This window comes from Blautia sp. HCP3S3_G3, assembly GCF_052063365.1.
GTDB lineage: Bacteria > Bacillota > Clostridia > Lachnospirales > Lachnospiraceae > Blautia_A.
Genome location: NZ_JBQHXR010000034.1, coordinates 1 through 19,658, shown reverse-complemented (window position 1 = coordinate 19,658; position 19,658 = coordinate 1). Strand labels below are relative to the sequence as shown.

General features: G+C 41.7%; 11 protein-coding genes and 1 pseudogene. 8 read left to right on the top strand and 4 right to left on the bottom strand.

Features of this window, described 5'->3' with window-relative positions; all coding sequences use genetic code 11:
- Positions 1-319: 319 nt before the first annotated feature.
- Positions 320-562: pseudogene (locus ACTNEW_RS15360) on the bottom strand (transposase); the annotation flags it as partial.
- 1,038 nt (positions 563-1,600) lie between these two features.
- Positions 1,601-2,206, bottom strand: a complete 606-nt coding sequence (locus ACTNEW_RS15355) for a TetR/AcrR family transcriptional regulator (protein ID WP_441062566.1) — start codon at positions 2,204-2,206, stop codon at positions 1,601-1,603.
- A gap of 169 nt (positions 2,207-2,375) precedes the next feature.
- Here ACTNEW_RS15355 and ACTNEW_RS15350 point away from each other — a divergent pair, with 169 nt between their 5' ends.
- Positions 2,376-4,472: an efflux RND transporter permease subunit gene (locus tag ACTNEW_RS15350; protein ID WP_441062564.1), complete on the top strand. Its 2,097-nt coding sequence runs from the start codon at positions 2,376-2,378 to the stop codon at positions 4,470-4,472.
- A 4-nt stretch (positions 4,473-4,476) separates the two neighbouring features.
- A complete protein-coding gene (locus tag ACTNEW_RS15345; RefSeq protein WP_441062562.1) occupies positions 4,477-7,242 on the top strand; it encodes a hypothetical protein in 2,766 nt (921 codons plus the stop codon).
- A 191-nt stretch (positions 7,243-7,433) separates the two neighbouring features.
- Here the strand turns inward: ACTNEW_RS15345 and ACTNEW_RS15340 are convergent, their stop codons facing one another.
- Positions 7,434-8,294: a helix-turn-helix domain-containing protein gene (locus ACTNEW_RS15340; protein WP_441062560.1), complete on the bottom strand. Its 861-nt coding sequence runs from the start codon at positions 8,292-8,294 to the stop codon at positions 7,434-7,436.
- Between the two features lie 119 nt (positions 8,295-8,413).
- On the opposite strand from ACTNEW_RS15340, the gene ACTNEW_RS15335 reads away from it, so the two are divergent.
- The 3 genes from ACTNEW_RS15335 (at position 8,414) to ACTNEW_RS15325 (ending at position 13,501) form a co-directional block, all read left to right on the top strand.
- A complete protein-coding gene (locus ACTNEW_RS15335) occupies positions 8,414-10,561 on the top strand; it encodes a glycoside hydrolase family 3 C-terminal domain-containing protein (RefSeq protein ID WP_441062559.1) in 2,148 nt (715 codons plus the stop codon).
- Between the two features lie 147 nt (positions 10,562-10,708).
- The gene (locus tag ACTNEW_RS15330) at positions 10,709-12,025 is read left to right on the top strand and encodes a transposase (protein WP_441062557.1); all 1,317 of its coding nucleotides are present in this window, start codon (positions 10,709-10,711) and stop codon (positions 12,023-12,025) included.
- A gap of 579 nt (positions 12,026-12,604) precedes the next feature.
- On the top strand, positions 12,605-13,501 hold the full coding sequence (locus tag ACTNEW_RS15325; RefSeq protein ID WP_441062555.1) for a helix-turn-helix domain-containing protein: 897 nt from the start codon (positions 12,605-12,607) through the stop codon (positions 13,499-13,501).
- Between the two features lie 77 nt (positions 13,502-13,578).
- On the opposite strand, the gene ACTNEW_RS15320 is transcribed toward ACTNEW_RS15325, so the two are convergent.
- A complete protein-coding gene (locus ACTNEW_RS15320; RefSeq protein ID WP_441062554.1) occupies positions 13,579-14,442 on the bottom strand; it encodes a helix-turn-helix domain-containing protein in 864 nt (287 codons plus the stop codon).
- 200 nt (positions 14,443-14,642) lie between these two features.
- On the opposite strand from ACTNEW_RS15320, the gene ACTNEW_RS15315 reads away from it, so the two are divergent.
- From ACTNEW_RS15315 to ACTNEW_RS15305, 3 genes are all read left to right on the top strand, one after another.
- Positions 14,643-17,681, top strand: a complete 3,039-nt coding sequence (locus tag ACTNEW_RS15315) for a glycoside hydrolase family 2 TIM barrel-domain containing protein (RefSeq protein ID WP_441062552.1) — start codon at positions 14,643-14,645, stop codon at positions 17,679-17,681.
- 170 nt (positions 17,682-17,851) lie between these two features.
- Positions 17,852-19,249: an MFS transporter gene (locus tag ACTNEW_RS15310; protein WP_297775969.1), complete on the top strand. Its 1,398-nt coding sequence runs from the start codon at positions 17,852-17,854 to the stop codon at positions 19,247-19,249.
- Positions 19,250-19,449: 200 nt separating this feature from the next.
- Positions 19,450-19,658, top strand: a 209-nt coding sequence (locus ACTNEW_RS15305) for a transposase family protein (protein ID WP_441062550.1), incomplete at its 3' end; no start/stop codon positions are given.

Sequence of the window (19,658 nt, the reverse complement as noted above, 5' to 3'; positions counted from 1 at the left end):
AAACAATTCGCAGAAACAATCATCTTTAAAGTGACTGACACATTTGCAAGGTTCTAAAATCAGCACAAAATAATCTGCCGGATAGGGCATCATTTAATTTGCCGGACAACACTTATTTTTGTGGGCTTTTCAACAGGGTTGAGTATAGCACAGGATGAGGGGAAAATCAAGGTTTGTCCGAAAAATGTCCGACTTTGGAAAAGTGCAATAGTTACAGTACAGACGTTAGCTTGAACTGAATAAACCGATGGTATAAACTTGAGCTGTAATCAGGTTTGACCATCGGTTTTCTTTATCCAAAAACCTTGGATACTCTGTCCCGCTTTGTTTCAAAGGTCCCACACTTTTGAAGTACCAATGATGATACGAGTGCCTTACATCCTTTGCACATAATGATAAACGTATAGCCGTTCTCATCAATGTAGCGGATGTTTTCCTTACTGAAGTAGCCGCGGTCGAGAATAAAGCCGATCTTCTTGTATCCGTATTCGATGACCTTGTCGACCATGAAGGTAAACTGGGATACATCTGTAACAGACCCGGGATACTCTTCATAGAAGATTATCCACAAAAAAATTTTTTTAAATTCAGCAATTTAGGCAATGGTTATTTATGGGGTGTGTATAGTAACGGGTAAGGCATAAAAAGGGGAAATCAGTGCTAATAATCGTTGTAAGGTGGAGAACAGTATGCTATGATGTGATCAGGAACAATCGTGTACTACAAGGGCGTTGACCTTTCATCTTACATACAGATGGGAGGTGGTGCTGATGAACAATAATTACTTTGATTTCAAAGACCTTATGTCTTTTGGAATGTTCATTTTGGCATTGCTGACCTTTATCGTTTTGATTAGTCAGTAGCGTTTTTCTAAGTCCTGGATACAGGCACAGAAAAACCACCCTTGTATACTTGGCGGTATCGGGTGGCATTTCTGTTATCTTATGCGGTCAACCCCTTGTGGGCGGTTGTTCCTTTTCTATTTTCAATATAGCATATCTGATTAGGCATTTCAAGAGAGAGTTGTGTTGTGATTGCGTAAGTTTACTGTCGGAATAAATGGGTTAGAATCCACCCTTGATGTTTAGATAAAGTATCTCACTTAGAATTTCTTATCCCAACTTTACTTCATTCCTATCTTTTTTGCAAGTCCCATACGGGACAGGGATTCACTTAGGTCTGCTTGGGTGTACTTTTAGGCTGTGTACCGGAGTCCTGTCAAGGATGTGTAACACCGCTTTGCGGCCTCGTCCTTGACAGGACTCCGGTCCGCAGCCTTTTCTATAATCAAGCAGACCTAAGTTCCAATGGTAAAGTCATCTTTGTATTTTTCTTTCATGCCACGCTTTTCATTTAAATCGATAAATGGCTGTATCCCATTCCTGCTGCAATACAGGTAATAAGGCATCGCATCATGAGCGGAATCCAGGAGCCGTTTACGAATATGATAATCGGGTAAAAAACTTTTAAATCGAAAGAAGCATTCAAGGAACCAATGGGAATCATGTTTGGAAGCAGGGGTGAGAAGGGGAAATATGCTCTTGCGTCGAAGTGGTTATATGACTGAATGCCCCGCCCAATTATGAGGATAGAAGTAGGATCATGATCCCACGATGTGCCTTTGGATGATCTCGCTGATCGAACGGTAAAGATAAGGCTTGATCTTTTCCAAGGGCACCGGCTGTTCGTATAGAATCGGATTATAGATAGAACTGCTGACCGTCTCAATGATCATATAGATCATGATCTCAGGATCGCAGAATTCATATCCGGAATTATGGAGTAAGGTTAGGAATAATTCATATGCGTTATGGTCCTGTTCATCATGGAAAGAGATCATGTTATTTCGAAATACGCCCCAGCTAAGATGTTTAGAGATGAATTTTAGCAAGGAGCGGTCCGTATCCAGACGATCAATGATGAAATCAGCCATGTAGATGATCTGGCGTTCAAAGCCTGTAATGCCATGCTCCGTGACGGAGTGGTATGCATCGAAAAGCAATATGGTCGCCTGATGTGCAATAAGTTTGTTCCTGATATCGTATTTATCTGTAAAATAGAGATAAAAAGTTCCTTTGGCCACACCGGCTTCTTTTACAATATCTGAAATAGAAGTATTCTGGAATCCTTTTGATGTAAACAGTGAAAAGGCTGTATTTAAAAGGGATTCCTTTTTTTGCTTTTTATTCATATCAACTTTTCCCATCCGGATACCTCTTTTCCTTTGTTTTTCCTTCCCTATATCTTTTTTAACATAAAAATGACGAATGGTCAATAATTTTTAAAATAGATATTGACTAATGGTCATTTTGGGAGTATAACACCTAGTATGAAAAATGACTAAAAGTCAATTTCGAAAGGATGATGGACAATTTATGAAAGCAGGAGAATGGATTGCAAAGCACAAGTATCTCATTTTAGGGCTGAGTATCATTCTGTTGATCCCATCGATGGTAGGAATTGCCAGAACAAGGATCAATTACGATCTGCTCAGCTACCTTCCAAAGTCTCTTGAGACAGTGGAAGGGCAGGATATTATGGTAGACGAATACGGAATGGGTGCTTTTTCCATGGTCGTTGTGGAGGGAATGGAGCTAAAGGATGTCCAGAAATTGGAAGAGGAGTTCAGCGAGATTGAACACGTAGAAGATGTCCTCTGGTATGACGATGTGGCAGATATTACCCTACCCATAGAAATGATACCAAAAGATTTTCGGGAGGCTTTTTTTAACGGCGATGCCACAATGATGATCGCATTATTTGATCATACCACTTCCTCCGATGAAGCTATGGAAGCAGTTACACAGATGAGAAAAGCAGCAGATGAGCGCTGTTTTATCAGTGGAATGAGCGGTATCGTTACAGACATAAAAAACTTATCCCTGCAGGAACTGCCGATTTACGTTGTGATTGCCGCGGGACTGTCGTTCCTTGTTTTGGAACTCGCTACAGAATCTTTTTTGGTTCCTGTATTTTTCCTCTTAAGCATCGGTCTTTCCATTTTATATAATCTGGGAAGCAATGTATTTTTGGGGGAAACTTCTTATATTACAAAAGCCTTGACAGCGGTGCTGCAGCTGGGTGTGACCATGGACTATTCCATTTTCTTGTTGGAAAGCTATGAAGAAAGCAAGAAGAAATACCCGCAGGATAAAAATAAAGCCATGGGTCTTGCCATCTCCAATACGTTTCGCTCCATTGTAGGAAGTTCCGTTACCACAGTGGCAGGTTTTATCGCGCTTTGTGCCATGACCTTTGCACTTGGCAAAGACCTCGGGATCGTCATGTCGAAAGGTGTGGTCATCGGAGTAATCTGTTGTGTAACAGTTTTGCCGGCGATGATCTTGATTTTTGATAAACCCATCGAGAAGACGAAGCATAAACCTTTGATCCATGCTATGGATAAAACATCTGCATTTATTACGAAGCATTACAAAGCGTGGATCCTATTATTCCTGCTTCTTCTGTTCCCGGCAATTTACGGAAACAACCATACACCCATTTACTACAACATTGCCCAGTCTTTGCCGGATACACTACCCAGCAATATGGCAAATGATAAGCTGGAAGAAGATTTCCATATGAGTACCATCCACATTATTATGCTGGACAAAGACATGGATGCGAAAGATAAGCGCGCCATGATGGCCGAGGTGGAAAATGTAGACGGAGTTAAATGGGCGATTGGATTGAATTCTCTGGTGGGTCCTTCTGTACCTGACAGTATGATACCGAAAGATTTGAAAAGCATGCTGCAAAGTGAGAACCATGATCTGGAATTTGTCTGCTCCGAGTATATGTCTGCTACACCAGAGGTAAACAACCAGATTGAGCAGATTGACCATATTGTAAAATCCTACGATAAAAATGGGATGGTTATCGGGGAGGCGCCGTTGATGAAAGACCTGCAGGATGTGACAGACGTTGATCTTGTACATGTAAATACTCTTTCTATAGCAGCTATTTTTATCATTATCCTGATCGTATTTAAATCCATCTCCCTGCCCATCATTTTGGTTGCGGTGATCGAATTTGCTATCAATATTAATATGGCTATTCCATATTATCAGGGGATCAGCCTTCCGTTTGTGGCAAGCATTGTCATCGGAACCATCCAGTTGGGGGCTACCGTAGACTATGCGATTTTAATGACAAACCGTTATATAAAAGAGCGCCAGAGCGGAAAAGGGAAGAAAGAAGCTGTATCCATCGCACATAAGTCATCCATGGTATCTATTGTTACCAGTGGCTGCAGCTTCTTTGCCGCGACCTTCGGTGTGGCATGTTACTCTCAGGTAGATATGATCGGCTCTATTTGTACGCTTTTGTCACGGGGGGCGCTGATCAGCATGGTCGTAGTAATCTTTATTCTGCCTGCAATGCTCCTTGTTTTTGACAAGGTGATCATCAAGACAACCATGGGATTTCGTAAAAAGAAACAACAGTCCCAGTTAAATTTGAAGGAGGCTTAATCTTATGAATAGAAATAAAAAAATCGTAAAAACAATGGCAGCTGCAATGGCAGGGGTATTGGCTATTCAAGCAGGAGCTTATCCTGTGTTTGCTGAAGAAAAAGAAGAAACTGTATACGTTCAGGCGGATGCAGAGGGGGCGGCAACAGATATTGTAGTTAGTGATTGGCTGAAAAATGAAGAGGGGCAATCGTCCGTGGAGGATCATTCTGACTTGAAAGACATCAAAAATGTGAAAGGTGATGAGACATACCGGCAGGATGGAGACCACATGGTATGGGATGCCCAGGGAAATGATATTTATTATCAGGGAACTACAGATAAAGAACTTCCGGTATCACTTCACGTGGAATACTATCTGGATGGGGAGAGGATTGCTCCGGAAGAATTAGCAGGAAAAAGCGGTCACGTAAAGATCCGTTACACATACGAAAATACGTCAAAATCGGGGGAAGTATATACGCCGTTTATGTTGGTATCCGGCTTTGTACTGCCTACCGATACATTTCAAAATGTGAAAATAGACAACGGCAAGATCATATCTGACGGAGATAAAGAAATCGTCATCGGCGTGGGAATGCCGGGATTGTCAGATAGCCTGAAATTAGAAGATACAAAGATGTTAAAAGACATTGATATTCCGGATTCTTTTGAAGTAGAGGCAGATGTAACGGATTTTTCCCTTTCCATGTCAATGACCGCTGCCCTTCCGTTAAATCTGGAAGAGTTAGGAATCGATGATATCGAAGGCTGGGATGATTTGAAAAAATCGCTGGAAGATTTGACTGACGCATCCAAAGAACTTGTGAATGGCAGCGGAGAGCTGGCAGAAGGCGTACAGACATTGAAGGATTCCTGCGCAGAGCTTGTTGATGGAATGAATGAAGTTGATGAAAACATGGGAACCTTGGCAGACGGGATCAGTACCTTAAATGGAAAAAAAAGAGAATTGATCGATGGGATCCGCGCTCTTGCAGACGGTATCCGGACGTTGGAGAATAAAAAAGGTGCATTGGTGACAGGAGTCAATGACCTTGCAAAGGGAAGCACAGACCTGCGAACAGGTGCGGCAGAAGTGAAAAGCGGAAATCAGGAGCTGGCAAAGAGCAGTAAGCTTCTGGAGGCAGGGGCAAAAGAACTTGCTTCCGGAAAGGGAACCCAGAAATTACAAGCTGGCAGCAAATCTCTTGTAAGCGGCAGTCAGGCTCTTGCAGCTGGCAGCCAGACTCTGGCAAACGGAATCGGCGCCATGGCGGAAGGCGAGGATAGCCAGAAACTATTGTCAGGCGCAGGCCAGCTTGAAGCGGGAAGTGCGGCCTTGGAAGAGGGCATTGGGGCCTATGTGGACGGAACCACTTCTTTAGCGGAAGGTGTAGGAGTCTATGTAGATGGTGTCAATCAATACATGGATTCCGTGGACCAGATTCTTGGATCATTGTCAGGGCAGGGAAATCCATCCACTCCTTCCGGGGAAGTGCAGGAAGAAGCTGCCGCTGGCCAGATTTCAGCCCAGTCATCCGGGGAAGTACAGGGAGAAACTGCCGCTGCGCAGATTTCGTCTCAGCCGGCAAGGAGAATTGACACAGAAGAAGTTGTGAAGACGACGATTTCAGAAGATGCGGTGGCTGACATTCAGCAGGTACTGAATAATCTGCAAGGGGTACAAAATGACATCAGCAACGCAAAATCAAAAGAAGATTTGATCAGGCTGTATGCTTCATATGATCAATACATGACAGAACTAAATGACTGTATTTCTCTCTTAAACGGAGCTCTGGGCGGAATACAGCAGGAGACCATTACACAGGTATCGGAAGAAAATGTAGTCATAGATGGGGAAATGGAAGGAACGCAGGTAGCAGATGCGACACAATATTTCGGACAATCAGCCGGGCAGGATATGGGAGTGTCCGGAAGAAGCGGCGAGGTAGGAACAGATCCTTCACAAGCATTTGCTGCGCTCATGGCTGCGGAGCAGCAATTAAGGGCATCCGGAGACCAGCTGCAGCAAGGAGCTTCCCAGTTTACCGCAAAAGACACATCAACCCAGATGACATCCGGGGAACAATTGAAGACCGGTGCCAAGTCTCTGTCATCCGGCGCAAAATCATTAAACAGTGGAGTACAGATGATTTTCAAGATCGTGAAAGAACAGTTAAAAGAAGGGGCAGATGCACTTGCGACCGGGCTTTCTTCTTTGGCAAGCGGTGCTTCGGAACTTGATGGCGGACTTTCCAGGATGATCGCTGGTGCAGGAAACATTGACACAAACCTGCAAAAATTTGTGGATGCTACAGATGCACTGTCAGCAGGGACTTCTACCTTATATGCGGGTACAAAAACATTGGAGAGCGGCGCCGGAAAATTAAGCAAAGGTGCAGGGACATTGAGCAGCGGTATCGGTGCGTTGGCAGCAGGCAGTTCCAAACTGGAACAGGGTGCAGGAACACTTGGAAGCGGCGTTCAAGCACTTGCAGATGGCAGTGAGAAACTAAAAGATGGAACATCACAGCTTGCCGATGGCGGTACACAGCTGGATGACGGTGTTTCGGAACTGAAAGATGGAGCAGATGAACTTCGGGATGGTATGGAAGAGTTCAATGAAGAGGGAATTGAAAAGCTGACTTCTTATCTGGATGAAGATGTGCAGGAAGTGATCGACCGCCTTCTCGAGCTGCAGGATGCAGGAAACGCATACACCCAGTTTAGTGATTCCGGCGACATGGGGGGAACTGTAAAATTCATCATCGAAACGGCTCCCATTGAGTAATGCGCGATTTTGTCGATTTAACCGAATCAAGTAAGTCCCCACTTCAAATGTGCAGAGCATAAAGTGGTGGGTGGGGACTTACTTGTATCAAGTGGGGGACATACTCCACTTTTATCCGTATAATTCGATTTTATCATTGACTCGGAGAAATAGCAAGTTGATCGAGGTGTGACCAGGGTCACCCTGCCCCGCTATACATGCATCAGTTTTTTCCGAAACTGCGAAGGCGAACAGTGGTTATACATCTGAAAACTCCGATTAAAATTACTGACAGAAGAGAATCCCGAGGCCAGTGCAATATCAGTGATTGAGATTTTGGAATCGGTCAGCAGTTCTTCTGCGTGGCGGATACGCTGGCGTGTGAGGTATTCTTGGAAGGTTATTCCTGTAAATTCTTTAAAAAGTCTGGAAAAATGATATTTACTGAATCCTGCGATTTCTGCAGCCTGTTCAAGTGTCAGATTTTCCCGAAATGAGGTATCGATATACTGACAGACCGTTGTGAATTTTTCCATGTATTCTCTGCGGGAGGAAAAGGATACATCGGTAAATCGAGGAGTATGTTCGAAATTATGGCGTACTAGCAGAAGAACAATCTGAATAACAGCAGAGGATACCCAGGCATCGGCCAGATAATTACTTTTTTCAGCCTCCCGGATGATTTCCTTGAATTTTGCAGACACTTCCTGAAAGAGTTCCGGACAGGAAGCCGGCGTAAGGCAAACAGCTTCCGGTAACAGCAGCAGTGCGCTTCCCATACCGGGTATAGAATAAAAAAGCGACAATGGTGCCTGAAAAATCAGGCGCTTACCGGTGGCAGGCGCCTGCAGTGAATGAATTTCCCCACTGTTGATAAATAACAGATCAAGGGGATTTAGTGTGTAGCACTCAGTTCCTATTACGGCCTGATAGCCGTTTTCTAAAGGCATGATAATTTCAATACTTGTATGCCAGTGTGGCGGATAATCTTCAGTCTCCTGATTTTTCATCAATCGAAACTGTGAAGAACCATATGCAATCGTTTCTTTCATTCCTTTGAGATCTTCAATCATAGTAAAAGATAATCCCTTTCAAAAATAGCAAAATATAGGAAAAGTATAGCAAGAATCAATAAGGAAAACAATAGATTCTTTTTTATAATATAGAAAATGAACAAAAAAGGAGATTACTTATGGCTAAAACATTTAGAGAACGGGCGGAAGAACTTGTAGCACAGATGACGCTGGAGGAGAAGGTTTCCCAGACACTTCACGGAGCGGCAGAAATCGAGAGACTGGGAATTCCCAAATATAACTGGTGGAATGAGGCACTTCACGGAATTGCTAGAACGGGAACAGCGACATTATTTCCACAGGCAATTGGTCTGGCTGCATCTTTTGATGAAGAACTGGTTGCGGAGATGGCTGATATCATTGCCACTGAAGGACGTGCAAAATATAATATGCATGTGAAATATGGTGACAGAGACATCTATAAAGGCTTAACATATTGGGCACCTAATGTAAATATTTTCCGTGATCCGCGCTGGGGAAGAGGTCATGAAACGTATGGTGAGGATCCCTATCTTACATCACGCCTGGGCGTGCGGTTTATTCAGGCACTTCAGGGAGATGATCCTGTATATATGAAGGCAGCAGCCTGTGCAAAGCATTTTGCTGTACATTCCGGACCGGAAGGAGAGAGACATCATTTTAATGCTGTTGTATCCAAACAGGATATGTATGAGACTTATCTGCCGGCATTTAAAGCCTGTGTGCAGGAAGGAAAAGTAGAAGCTGTGATGGGTGCATATAACAGGACAAATGGAGAACCATGCTGCGGCAGTAAGACACTTCTGCAAGATATTTTGAGAGAAGAATGGGGATTTGAGGGGCACGTTGTCAGTGACTGCTGGGCAGTGCGTGATTTCCATGAAAATCATCATGTAACAAATGCACCGGTGGAATCCGTAACGATGGCTATGAATCACGGTTGTGACTTGAATTGTGGTTGTACATACCCTCATCTGGTTCAGGCAGTACGTGAAGGAAGAGTTGATGAAAAACGAATCAATGAGGCGGTCATCAATCTTTTCACCACACGTATGAAGCTTGGTATGTTTGAAGAACCGGGAACAGTTCCATTCGATAGTATTCCTTATACAGAAAACGACACACCGGAACATAACCGTATAAACGAAAAGATTTCTGAAAAAACTCTGGTCCTTCTGAAAAATGAAGGAGGACTTCTTCCTCTGAATAAGAATAATATGAAAACCATCGGAGTCATCGGGCCAAATGCCAATAGCAGAGCAGCACTTGTGGGTAACTATGAGGGAACTGCTTCCCGCTATGTAACAGTTCTTGAAGGAATTCAGGATTATGTAGGCGATGATGTTCGTGTCATGTACTCGGAAGGATGTGCTTTATTTAAAGACCGTGTCTGTGTTCTCTCAGAACCAAACGATCGTCTGGCTGAAGTGAAAGGCGTATGCGAGGCCAGTGATGTGGTTATTGTCTGCCTTGGATTGGATGCTACACTGGAAGGTGAAGAGGGTGATACAGGAAATGAATTTGCCAGCGGTGACAAACCGGATCTGAACTACCCGGGGCTGCAGAATGAAATCCTCAAAGCGGCATATGAAAGTGGAAAACCGGTGGTTCTCGTTTCATTGACCGGAAGTGCTATGGATCTTAGCTGGGCTGACGAGCATATTCCGGCTATCGTACAGGCATGGTATCCTGGATCAAGAGGTGGAGAGGCTGTGGCACGTCTGTTGTTTGGAGAGTGTTCACCAGAAGGTAAACTGCCGGTAACCTTCTATCGTTCCGTGGAAGAACTGCCGGAGTTTACGGATTATTCCATGAAAGGAAGAACTTACCGTTATATGGAACAGGAAGCGTTATATCCCTTTGGCTATGGACTGTCATATACAGAGTTCAGTCTGTCAGAACCTGAGATTACAGTTTACGAAGGAGATAAGGTGTCCGAAACAGGAATCATTAGAAAGGGTACAGGAATGACTGTACGGACAGTGATTCGAAATATCGGTAAGATGGCCGGAGGAGAAACCGTACAGGTTTATGTAAAATCCTGCTGTGACGGAACTCCAAATCCCCAGTTAAAGGCTTTGAAAAAGGTATTTCTGAATCCGGGCGAGGAGCAGGAAGTCGTTCTGACTTTAAAACCGGAAGCTTTCGAACTGTTTGATATCGATGGCGCTGCACAGATTCTATCCGGTGAATACTGTGTTTATACAGGCACTTCACAGCCGGATAAAAGAAGTAAGACCCTGACAGGAAAAGGTGGATTTGTTAATACATTCGCAGCTGAAGTGTAAAACTGCGGTAGGCGTTTGCGGAACGCCAGAAGCCGCACAAATACGGCATTCTTTTTGTTGTAAAATAAAACATCTCCTTACTGGTTTATGGTATAATATAGTCGACCAAAACTAAAAACCAATCCACCAATAAGGAGATGTACCTATATGATACCACATAAGCAGCTCTCTTTGGCAGATATTTTTACCGATTGCCAAAATAAATTTGATAACGATAAGTATGAGTTTCTTGAACTTCTCGAAAATACCATTAACCTTGATGAAATTGTCCCGGTGTCTTTTATTTCTCATCTTCATGCTGTCACCGGCAGACCCCGCAGGCATCAGCTCTATCCAATGCTGAAGGCTCTGTTATTACAGCTCATTTTTTCCATCCCGACTGTTTCTCTTTTGATTATTTTCCTTAAATACTCTCAGGAATTATGGGATTTCTGTGGATTTGATGTCGTTCCCGATGCTTCCAAATTCACACGCTTCAAGCAGGATTTCCTGCCGGATCTGCAATCGATGTTCGACAGACTGGTCGACCTGACCGAACCGATCTGCCAGCGCATTGATGCTGACAAAGCTGCTTATGGTTCCATGCCTTCACACGCAGCCGCAAATCCGGCAATCCAGCAGATGTACATTAACGGACATTTTTGCTATGCCTTTAAATTTGGCATCATTACCAACGGACTTGGTATTGTCAGGGATATTACCTTCTACAATAAAGAATTCCTTGAAGCTCACCCGGACATCATCATAGAAAAGAAATCTGATTCCCCCGATGAGGATAAATCCCTTGCCGACTCCAAAGCACTGATTCCTGTTTTAAAAGATTTCTTCAAAAAACATCCGCTGATCAATCCAAAAACTTTTCTGGGCGATGCAGCATTTGACAGCATTGAAATATACAAATACCTATTGCAGGAAACTTCCTTTGAAAAGGCATACATTCCTTTGAGAAATAAGCTCAAAATCGAAGGAGTTGACTACAGTGTTAATGAAGAAGGGATTCCCTGCTGTCCAAATGCCCCCTCCCTGTTAATGAAACGGGAAGGCAGCAAATCTCACCTGCGCTGTGGAATTCCCACCATGAAGTTCGTCTGCCCTAAAATGAAATGGGAATCCGACAAAACAACCAAAAAATCCAAACGCGTCTGCCACTGCGACAATCCCTGTACCCCTTCTTCCTGTGGAAGAATGATCTACGTGTATCCGGAACAAAATCTCCGTGCTTACCCTGGAACAATCCGTGGCACCGAAGAATGGGACTCCACTTACAAGATACGTGTGAATGTGGAGAAATCAATCAACCACTTCAAAGACAGTTTTTGTGTTGCCGGTCGGAAAACCCAAAACGAAAAAACCCTTCACGCCGATCTGCTGCTTGCCGGAATCACTCCGTTAATTACCGTGATAGTTGCAGATAAAATCCACAAGCATGAATATCTGAGAAGCCTGAAACCTTTGGTTGCTTAAATAAGATTTTTATAATAGGTCTTACCACAGTTCAGAATATTCCTTCTATCAGTGCGCCCATTTTTCAGAAAAACCCCAAATGACTTCTTCTTGTCAGCTGTTTTCATCTTAGAAATTCTGCATAGCAGGCTTTCTACCTTATTTTTAATCAGGATTGCGAACTCGTTTCGCAATTACCTAACATTGTCATATATAAACTTCCAAATGTCTATCCAATATCTTCGACAAAGCCTCTTTTTTCTTGTCAAAATTGTTTTACATAGCTTAAATACGACTCTATTGGCTAATTATACTGTAGTTTACAAATAAAAACTATAACAATTTATCTCTTCGGCTGTCTTTGTGGCAATAATACGATATTGTCTGACTTTACATACCAATCCTCATCTGCACCACGATAATTTGCATTTGCCACTATATTCACAATAGAGGTGGTAATTTCCACTTCGGCGTTATAATCATAATCCTTTAACGGAATAGTCGCTGATAAAATTTGTTTAAATTTGAGGTAATTCTACCATTAAGGGGTGTACTTTTTCTGAGAAAATAGATACTATAATCCCCAAAGGGGGAATGGCTATGGATCTTGTGAAAATTGGAAGCTATATTGCAGAAAAACGAAAAAGCCTTGGTATGACTCAAAAACAGCTCGCTGAGAAACTGGGGAAGAGTGACAAGTCAGTTTCTAAGTGGGAACGTGGAATCTGTTTACCAGATGTGTCTGTGTATTTAGAATTATGTGAAATATTAGGCATCAGTCTAAATGAATTTCTGGCGGGCGAAGATATTGAGGTAACTAATGTAGAAAAAAAATCAGAAGATACATTGATACAGATAACCAAAGCTAGCAGTTATAAGCAACGTTATTTAAAGAAGATTATTGCTGTACTTCTTATTGCGGTGGGAGTATGTGTTATTGCTTTTGGAATCATAGTATGTAATAAATTGCGGCAACCACAAAATTATATAGAAGCAGTAGATCCAGATAGTGTAGAAATGAAAACGGCGGAATTGTTGTCTGGAATTGATGGAACCATGATGTTTCGATATAATTCAAAAGATACAATTCAAACATTGTATGTTTACTTGTCAGAATACCAGTCTGGAAAACGAATTTCTCATAAGAAGGTTTTGGAACTTTCCTATCAGAATATGAAATCTGCAAAAAATGGATTGATTGTCATCACACCGGATTTTGATAATTTTACTACAAAGCTTATTGCAGCAGATGAATATTCAAAATATATGACAGAAACGCCAATCTTGGAAGGTGTTGCAAACAGAGAATATTATGGCAGATCTGCAACATCTATAGAGAATAAAAGCACGATAGAGTACGGAACAGAGCAAGGATTGGCAGCACTGATCTATGGCGAACAAGGAGTGAGCTCGTTGCCGATACAGGATATTAGAGGTGAGTATATAGATACAGATAATGAGTATATGTATTATTATTCGGTTGAGTTCATAAAATAAGAATAGAATAGAAAAGAGAGAAGAGGATGCCACGAAATCATTGACCTGATGATTCCGTGGTATCCTCTTTATGGATTTCAGAGTTTGTTTCTCAGCTTTCGGTATTCTCTCGGTGAATATCCTTTCAGTTTGTGGAAAAGCCGACTGAAATACAGCTGGTTATCATATCCGACGATTTTAGAGATTTCATTGATGGAATAGGTTGTTGTTTCAAGTAACATCTGAGCATTGTTGATTCGGATTCCAACGATGAATTGCATTGGTGTGGAACCGGTGTATTTTTTGAAATTCCGGATAAACCAGCTGACACTCATTCCTCGTGAGGCAGCATAATCATCTATGCTAATATTCTGGTTATAATTTTCACTGAAAAAGGTAACGGCGTTATCCATCTCGTGATCCAGATATTCATTTTTTAAGATATGTTCCCTGGTCAGTTCCCGATGAAAGATGATAAGAAGATGACGGAGCAGAAGGACAAGCATTTCTTCATAATTATCCTGGTAACGCTGAAGCTCGATGATAATGCGCTTGAAAATCTGTTCGTATTCCATAGAGGTTCCGACCTGAAATACACGCTCTTTATCCGGGAATCCATATTGCCGTAGGATATTTTTTACATTGCTGCCTGTAAAATGAATCCAGTATACTTCGGTCTTATCTTTCCCATAATATTCATATTTCTGAAGTTCCTTCGGTCTGTACAGTACAATATTACCGGCGGGGACAATCGTTTCGTTATCCACATTGTCAAAATGAAAATGCCCACAACCAGCAGTGATATAGATAATCTGATAATCCAGGCGTCCCCTTGGACGGTAGGTTGGTAACTTTGGATGGCTGGAAAGGCGGTAAGTACCGCAGCTTCCTACAACCAGTGGGCGACTTTTGTCTTTGAAATCCATATGGGAGTGGTTTAAATAACCGGTATTCATATACATATGGCAGAACCTCTTTTCTTTTTTTGTTATTGTATCATTTAGTGCATATTTTGTCTAATCCAATTCATAGACATATTTTGCGGATTAGGATAAGCTATATATAGCAAAACAAAGAAACGTAAACATAAAAGTAAAGAACAAGGTTTGCTGTGGGAAAACAAAGTGCAAAAAAATGTATATGTATTAAAGGAGAGTTATTTATGATTGTACCACGTTATTATGAGGATTTAAGCGTACTGCATGAAAATACAATGCCAGCTAGAGCCTATTATATTCCGGCATCCAAAAGAATGGATAACCTGGTGGAGCACAGGGAAGAGTCAGACCGAATGCAGTTATTGAACGGAACTTGGAAGTTCCAGTATTTTAACAGCATCTATGATGTTCAGGACCCTTTCTTTGAGAAAGATTATGATACAGAAAATTTTGATGAGATTCAGGTTCCGAGTGTATGGCAGATGGTAGGATATGACACACATCAGTATACAAACATCCGGTATCCGTTCCCATTCGATCCACCGTACGTACCGCAGGATATTCCATGTGGAGCATATGCACATACCTTTGTTTATCACAAAGATGAAAATGCACCAAAAGCCTTCTTGAACTTTGAAGGCGTAGATAGTTGCTTTTATGTATGGATCAATGGCTCTTATGTAGGATACAGCCAGGTTTCCCATATGACCAGTGAGTTTGATATTACGGATCTCCTTCAGGACGGAGAAAACAGCATAGCAGTTCTGGTCATGAAGTGGTGTGATGGTTCGTATCTGGAAGATCAGGATAAATTCCGTATGAGTGGTATTTTCCGGGATGTGTATATTCTAAAACGTCCGGAGCAGGCAATCAGCGATTATCATATAAAAACCAAGATTGAGGATATGCTTGCAAAGATAGAGCTTGATGTGAAATTCTACTCTCCAGCAAATGTAAAAATTTCGATTGAAGATAAAAATGGAGCAGTTGTCGCAGTAGGAAGTATTGCCGAAGAAGGAACAGCGGTGTTAGAGATTGCAAATCCGGAGCTTTGGAATACAGAAAATCTATATCTGTATCAACTGATTCTTGAGACGGAAAATGAGGTAATTGTAGATCATATCGCATTACGAAAGATAGAAATTAAAGATCAGGTTATATATTTAAATGGGCAGAAGATTAAATTCCGTGGTGTCAATCGTCATGATTCCGATCCAGTTACTGGATTTACAATCAGTGTGGAACAGATCACAACCGATCTTACGTTAATGAAACAGCATAATTTTAATGCAATCCGTTCCAGCCATTATCCGAATGCACCATTCTTCTATGAAATGTGTGATAAATATGGATTTATGGTGATAGATGAAGCGGATATTGAGGCACATGGTCCATTCATGCTTTACCGAGAGGAAGACACAGACTATAACCGGTTCAAACGATGGAATGAAAAGATTGCAGATGATCCGGCATGGGAAGCAGCCATTGTTGACCGTGTGAAACTCATGGTAGAACGTGATAAAAACCGTTTTTGTATTGTCATGTGGTCTATGGGAAATGAAAGTGCTTATGGCTGCAACTTTGAAAAAGCACTTGCTTGGACAAAGAAATTTGATCCGGATCGTATCACACAGTATGAGAGTGCAAGATATCGTAATTATGATGAAACATATGAGTACAGCAACTTGGATGTGTATAGTCGTATGTACCCGGCACTTTCCGAGATTCAGGAATATCTGGACAAGGACGGAAGCAAACCATTCCTTCTGGTAGAGTACTGCCACAGCATGGGAAATGGGCCTGGCGATTTTGAAGATTATTTCCAGATGATTCAGGACAACGATAAAATGTGTGGTGGTTTTGTTTGGGAGTGGTGTGATCATGCGATTGCTCATGGCACTGCTGAGAATGGAAAGAAAATCTATGCCTACGGAGGAGATCATGGAGAAGAAATTCATGATGGCAATTTCTGCATGGATGGGTTAGTATATCCGGACAGAACTGTACACACAGGACTTTTGGAATACAAGAATGTTTATCGCCCGGCAAGGGTTGTTTCCTATGATAAAGGAAGTGGGGAACTGGTTCTTCATAACTATATGGATTTTGATGATCTGAAGGATTATGTAAAAATCAGCTATGAACTGACACAGGATGGACTCGTGATCAGTAAAGGAAAACTCGCAGAAGTTTCTGTGGCACCACATAGTGAAGGAAAAATAAGTCTGAATATCAATGTTCCAGAGAATGGAAAATGTTATCTGAAACTTATTTACCAGTTGAAAAAAGAAATGCCACTGTTGGAGAAAGACCACATTCTGGGATTTGATGAAATCGAGGTAAGTCAGAAAGACGCAAAATGCCAGCTGGCAGAGAAGTGGCTGGAAAAAACATCAGCAGATTCTGAATTACAGGTAAATGAAAATGATACACAGATTCACATTAAAGGTCGTGAATTTGCTTATACAATAGATCGACGTACTGCACTCTTCACGGAGATGAAATTCGCAGGACGGGAATATCTGAACCATCCGATGGAGTTAAATATCTGGAGAGCCCCAACAGATAACGATATGTACATCAAATCTGAATGGAGGAAAGCCCACTATGATAAGGCTTATACAAGAGCCTATACGACAGAGGTTGTGCAGGGAAAACATGGTGTGAAGATTACAAGTCATGCTTCCGTTGTGGCAGAGACAGTGCAGAAGATTCTTGATGTGACGATTACATGGACAATAGATGCGGCAGGAAAAATAGACGCAGATATTGAGGCCACAAAAGATGGAGAGTTCCCGGATCTTCCGAGATTTGGTGTGAGAATGTTCTTGGATAAGAAACTTGCAGATGTCAGATACTTTGGGATGGGACCGCAGGAAAGCTATCGTGATAAGCATCAGGCAGCAAGCCACGGTTTGTACCGGGCAAATATAGGGGATTTGCATGAAGATTATATCCGTCCACAGGAGAATGGAAGCCATTATGATTGCGAATATGTAGAACTTAACAATAGCCGATATGGAATTGTGGCATCCGCAGAAAAGGCATTTTCCTTCAATGCTTCTTATTATACACAGGAAGAACTTGAGAAGAAAACGCATAATTATGAATTGACAGAATCAGACAGCGTAGTATTTTGTGTTGACTATGCATTAAATGGAATAGGTTCTAACAGTTGTGGTCCAGTTGTATTGGATCAGTATCGATTTAATGATGTATTATTCCGGTTCCAGTTTACTCTGGTTCCGTATGTAAAGGGATAATAAGGTTTTAGGTAACCCGTTAACAAGGAAGGAGAGTCTGATTGTTTTGTAAAGTCCGGATATACAGAACAATCAGACAAAAACAAAGCGAAAAAATTTAGAATTAGGCATCATACTGTTAGGCATCTTGAGATTCTAAGTGCGATGAATATGAGGAGCAAAAGAATTCTATGGAAGAAAAAAAGTATTTAAAATGGTATAACAAAATAGGATATGGTTCGGGTGATATCGCAGGTAATGTAGTTTATGCGTTCCTGACATCTTTTATGATGGTCTATCTGACAGACTCAGTAGGACTTGCTGCTGGTGTCGTAGGTACCCTGATTGCCGTATCAAAATTATTTGATGGTTTTACGGATATATTCTTTGGATCTATGATCGATAAGACACACAGCAAGATGGGAAAAGCAAAGCCATGGATGTTGTATGGTTATATTGGATGTGCCATTACATTAGTCTGCTGTTTTGCAGTACCAGTCAGCTGGGGAACAACTGCTAAATATGCATGGTTCTTTATCTCTTATACACTGTTAAATGGTGTATTTTATACCGCAAATAATATTGCATACTCAGCACTTACATCACTCATCACAAAGAACAGCAAAGAACGTGTACAGATGGGATCTTACCGTTTCATCTTTGCATTTTCGACAAGCCTTCTGATTCAGGCAATTACAGTCGGATTTGTCGATAAGTGTGGTGGAGACGCAGCTGCATGGAGAACTGTAGCCATTATTTATGCAATCATTGGTCTTATTGTAAATACGATTTCTGCTCTTTCTGTTAAGGAGCTTCCAGAAGAGGAACTTAACGAAGGAGAAGTAAAAAATGAAGATGAGAAGTACGGAATGGTACAGGCATTTAAGCTTCTTATCAAAAACAAATATTATATGATGATCTGTGGAACTTACATTTTACAGCAGTTATACAGTGCCATGATTGGAGCAGGTATTTATTATATGACATGGGTACTGAAGAATAAGAATCTGTTCGGACAGTTTGCGTGGGCAGTTAATATTCCTCTGATCATTGCCTTGATTTTCACACCAACCTTAGTTGGTAAGTGGAAAGGCATGTACAAACTGAACTTAAGAGGTTATATCTTAGCAGTTGTCGGTAGAGCACTTGTTGTCGTTGCCGGATATATGGGTAGTGTTCCGCTTATGATGGCATTTACAGCTCTTGCAGCATTAGGACAGGGACCTTGGCAGGGAGATATGAATGCAGTTATCGCATCCTGCTCTGAATACACTTATCTTACACAGGGAAAGAGAATTGATGGTACGATGTATTCTTGCACTTCTCTTGGTGTAAAAATCGGTGGAGGTATTGGAACTGCTGTTGTCGGTTGGATGCTTGAATTCAGCGGTTATGTTGGAACGAATGCAACACAGCCACAGTCTGCACTTAATATGATGCAGTTTATGTATCTGTGGCTTCCATTGATCTTTGATGTGTTGATCATGTTTGTGCTTTCAAGAATGAATGTAGAAGGTGCAAATAAGAAACTGAAAGCAGAAAAAGGAATTACTGCAGACGAAGTAACAGATGCATCAGACATGGATTAGAATTTGACAGGAAAAAGCGTTGTCTGATCGGTGTTCGATAGACAATGCTTTTTCCATATTACAAAACAATATAGGGGTGGTATTTTGAAAATAGAAGAACTGGATCTGGTTTTGGTTCTTCCGCAATCACCCGTTTTTTGCTTCCAATGAAATTATTTCTGTGATAAAATATTGGTATCAAATAAAGGCGGTATATGATAATGAATGATTCGTTAAAGCTGGATATGTTTTTCCCGGGTGAGTTGCTGTCAACTACTTCTGTTGACCATGATGACAGTTCTATTCATATTAAAATGCGATCCAAAACACATTCTTCCAAATGTCCAGAGTGTGGTCAGGAAACCCAAACTTATCATGGGACATATTTACGCAAAGTTCAGGATCTGCCGATTCTTGGAAAAACTGCGCG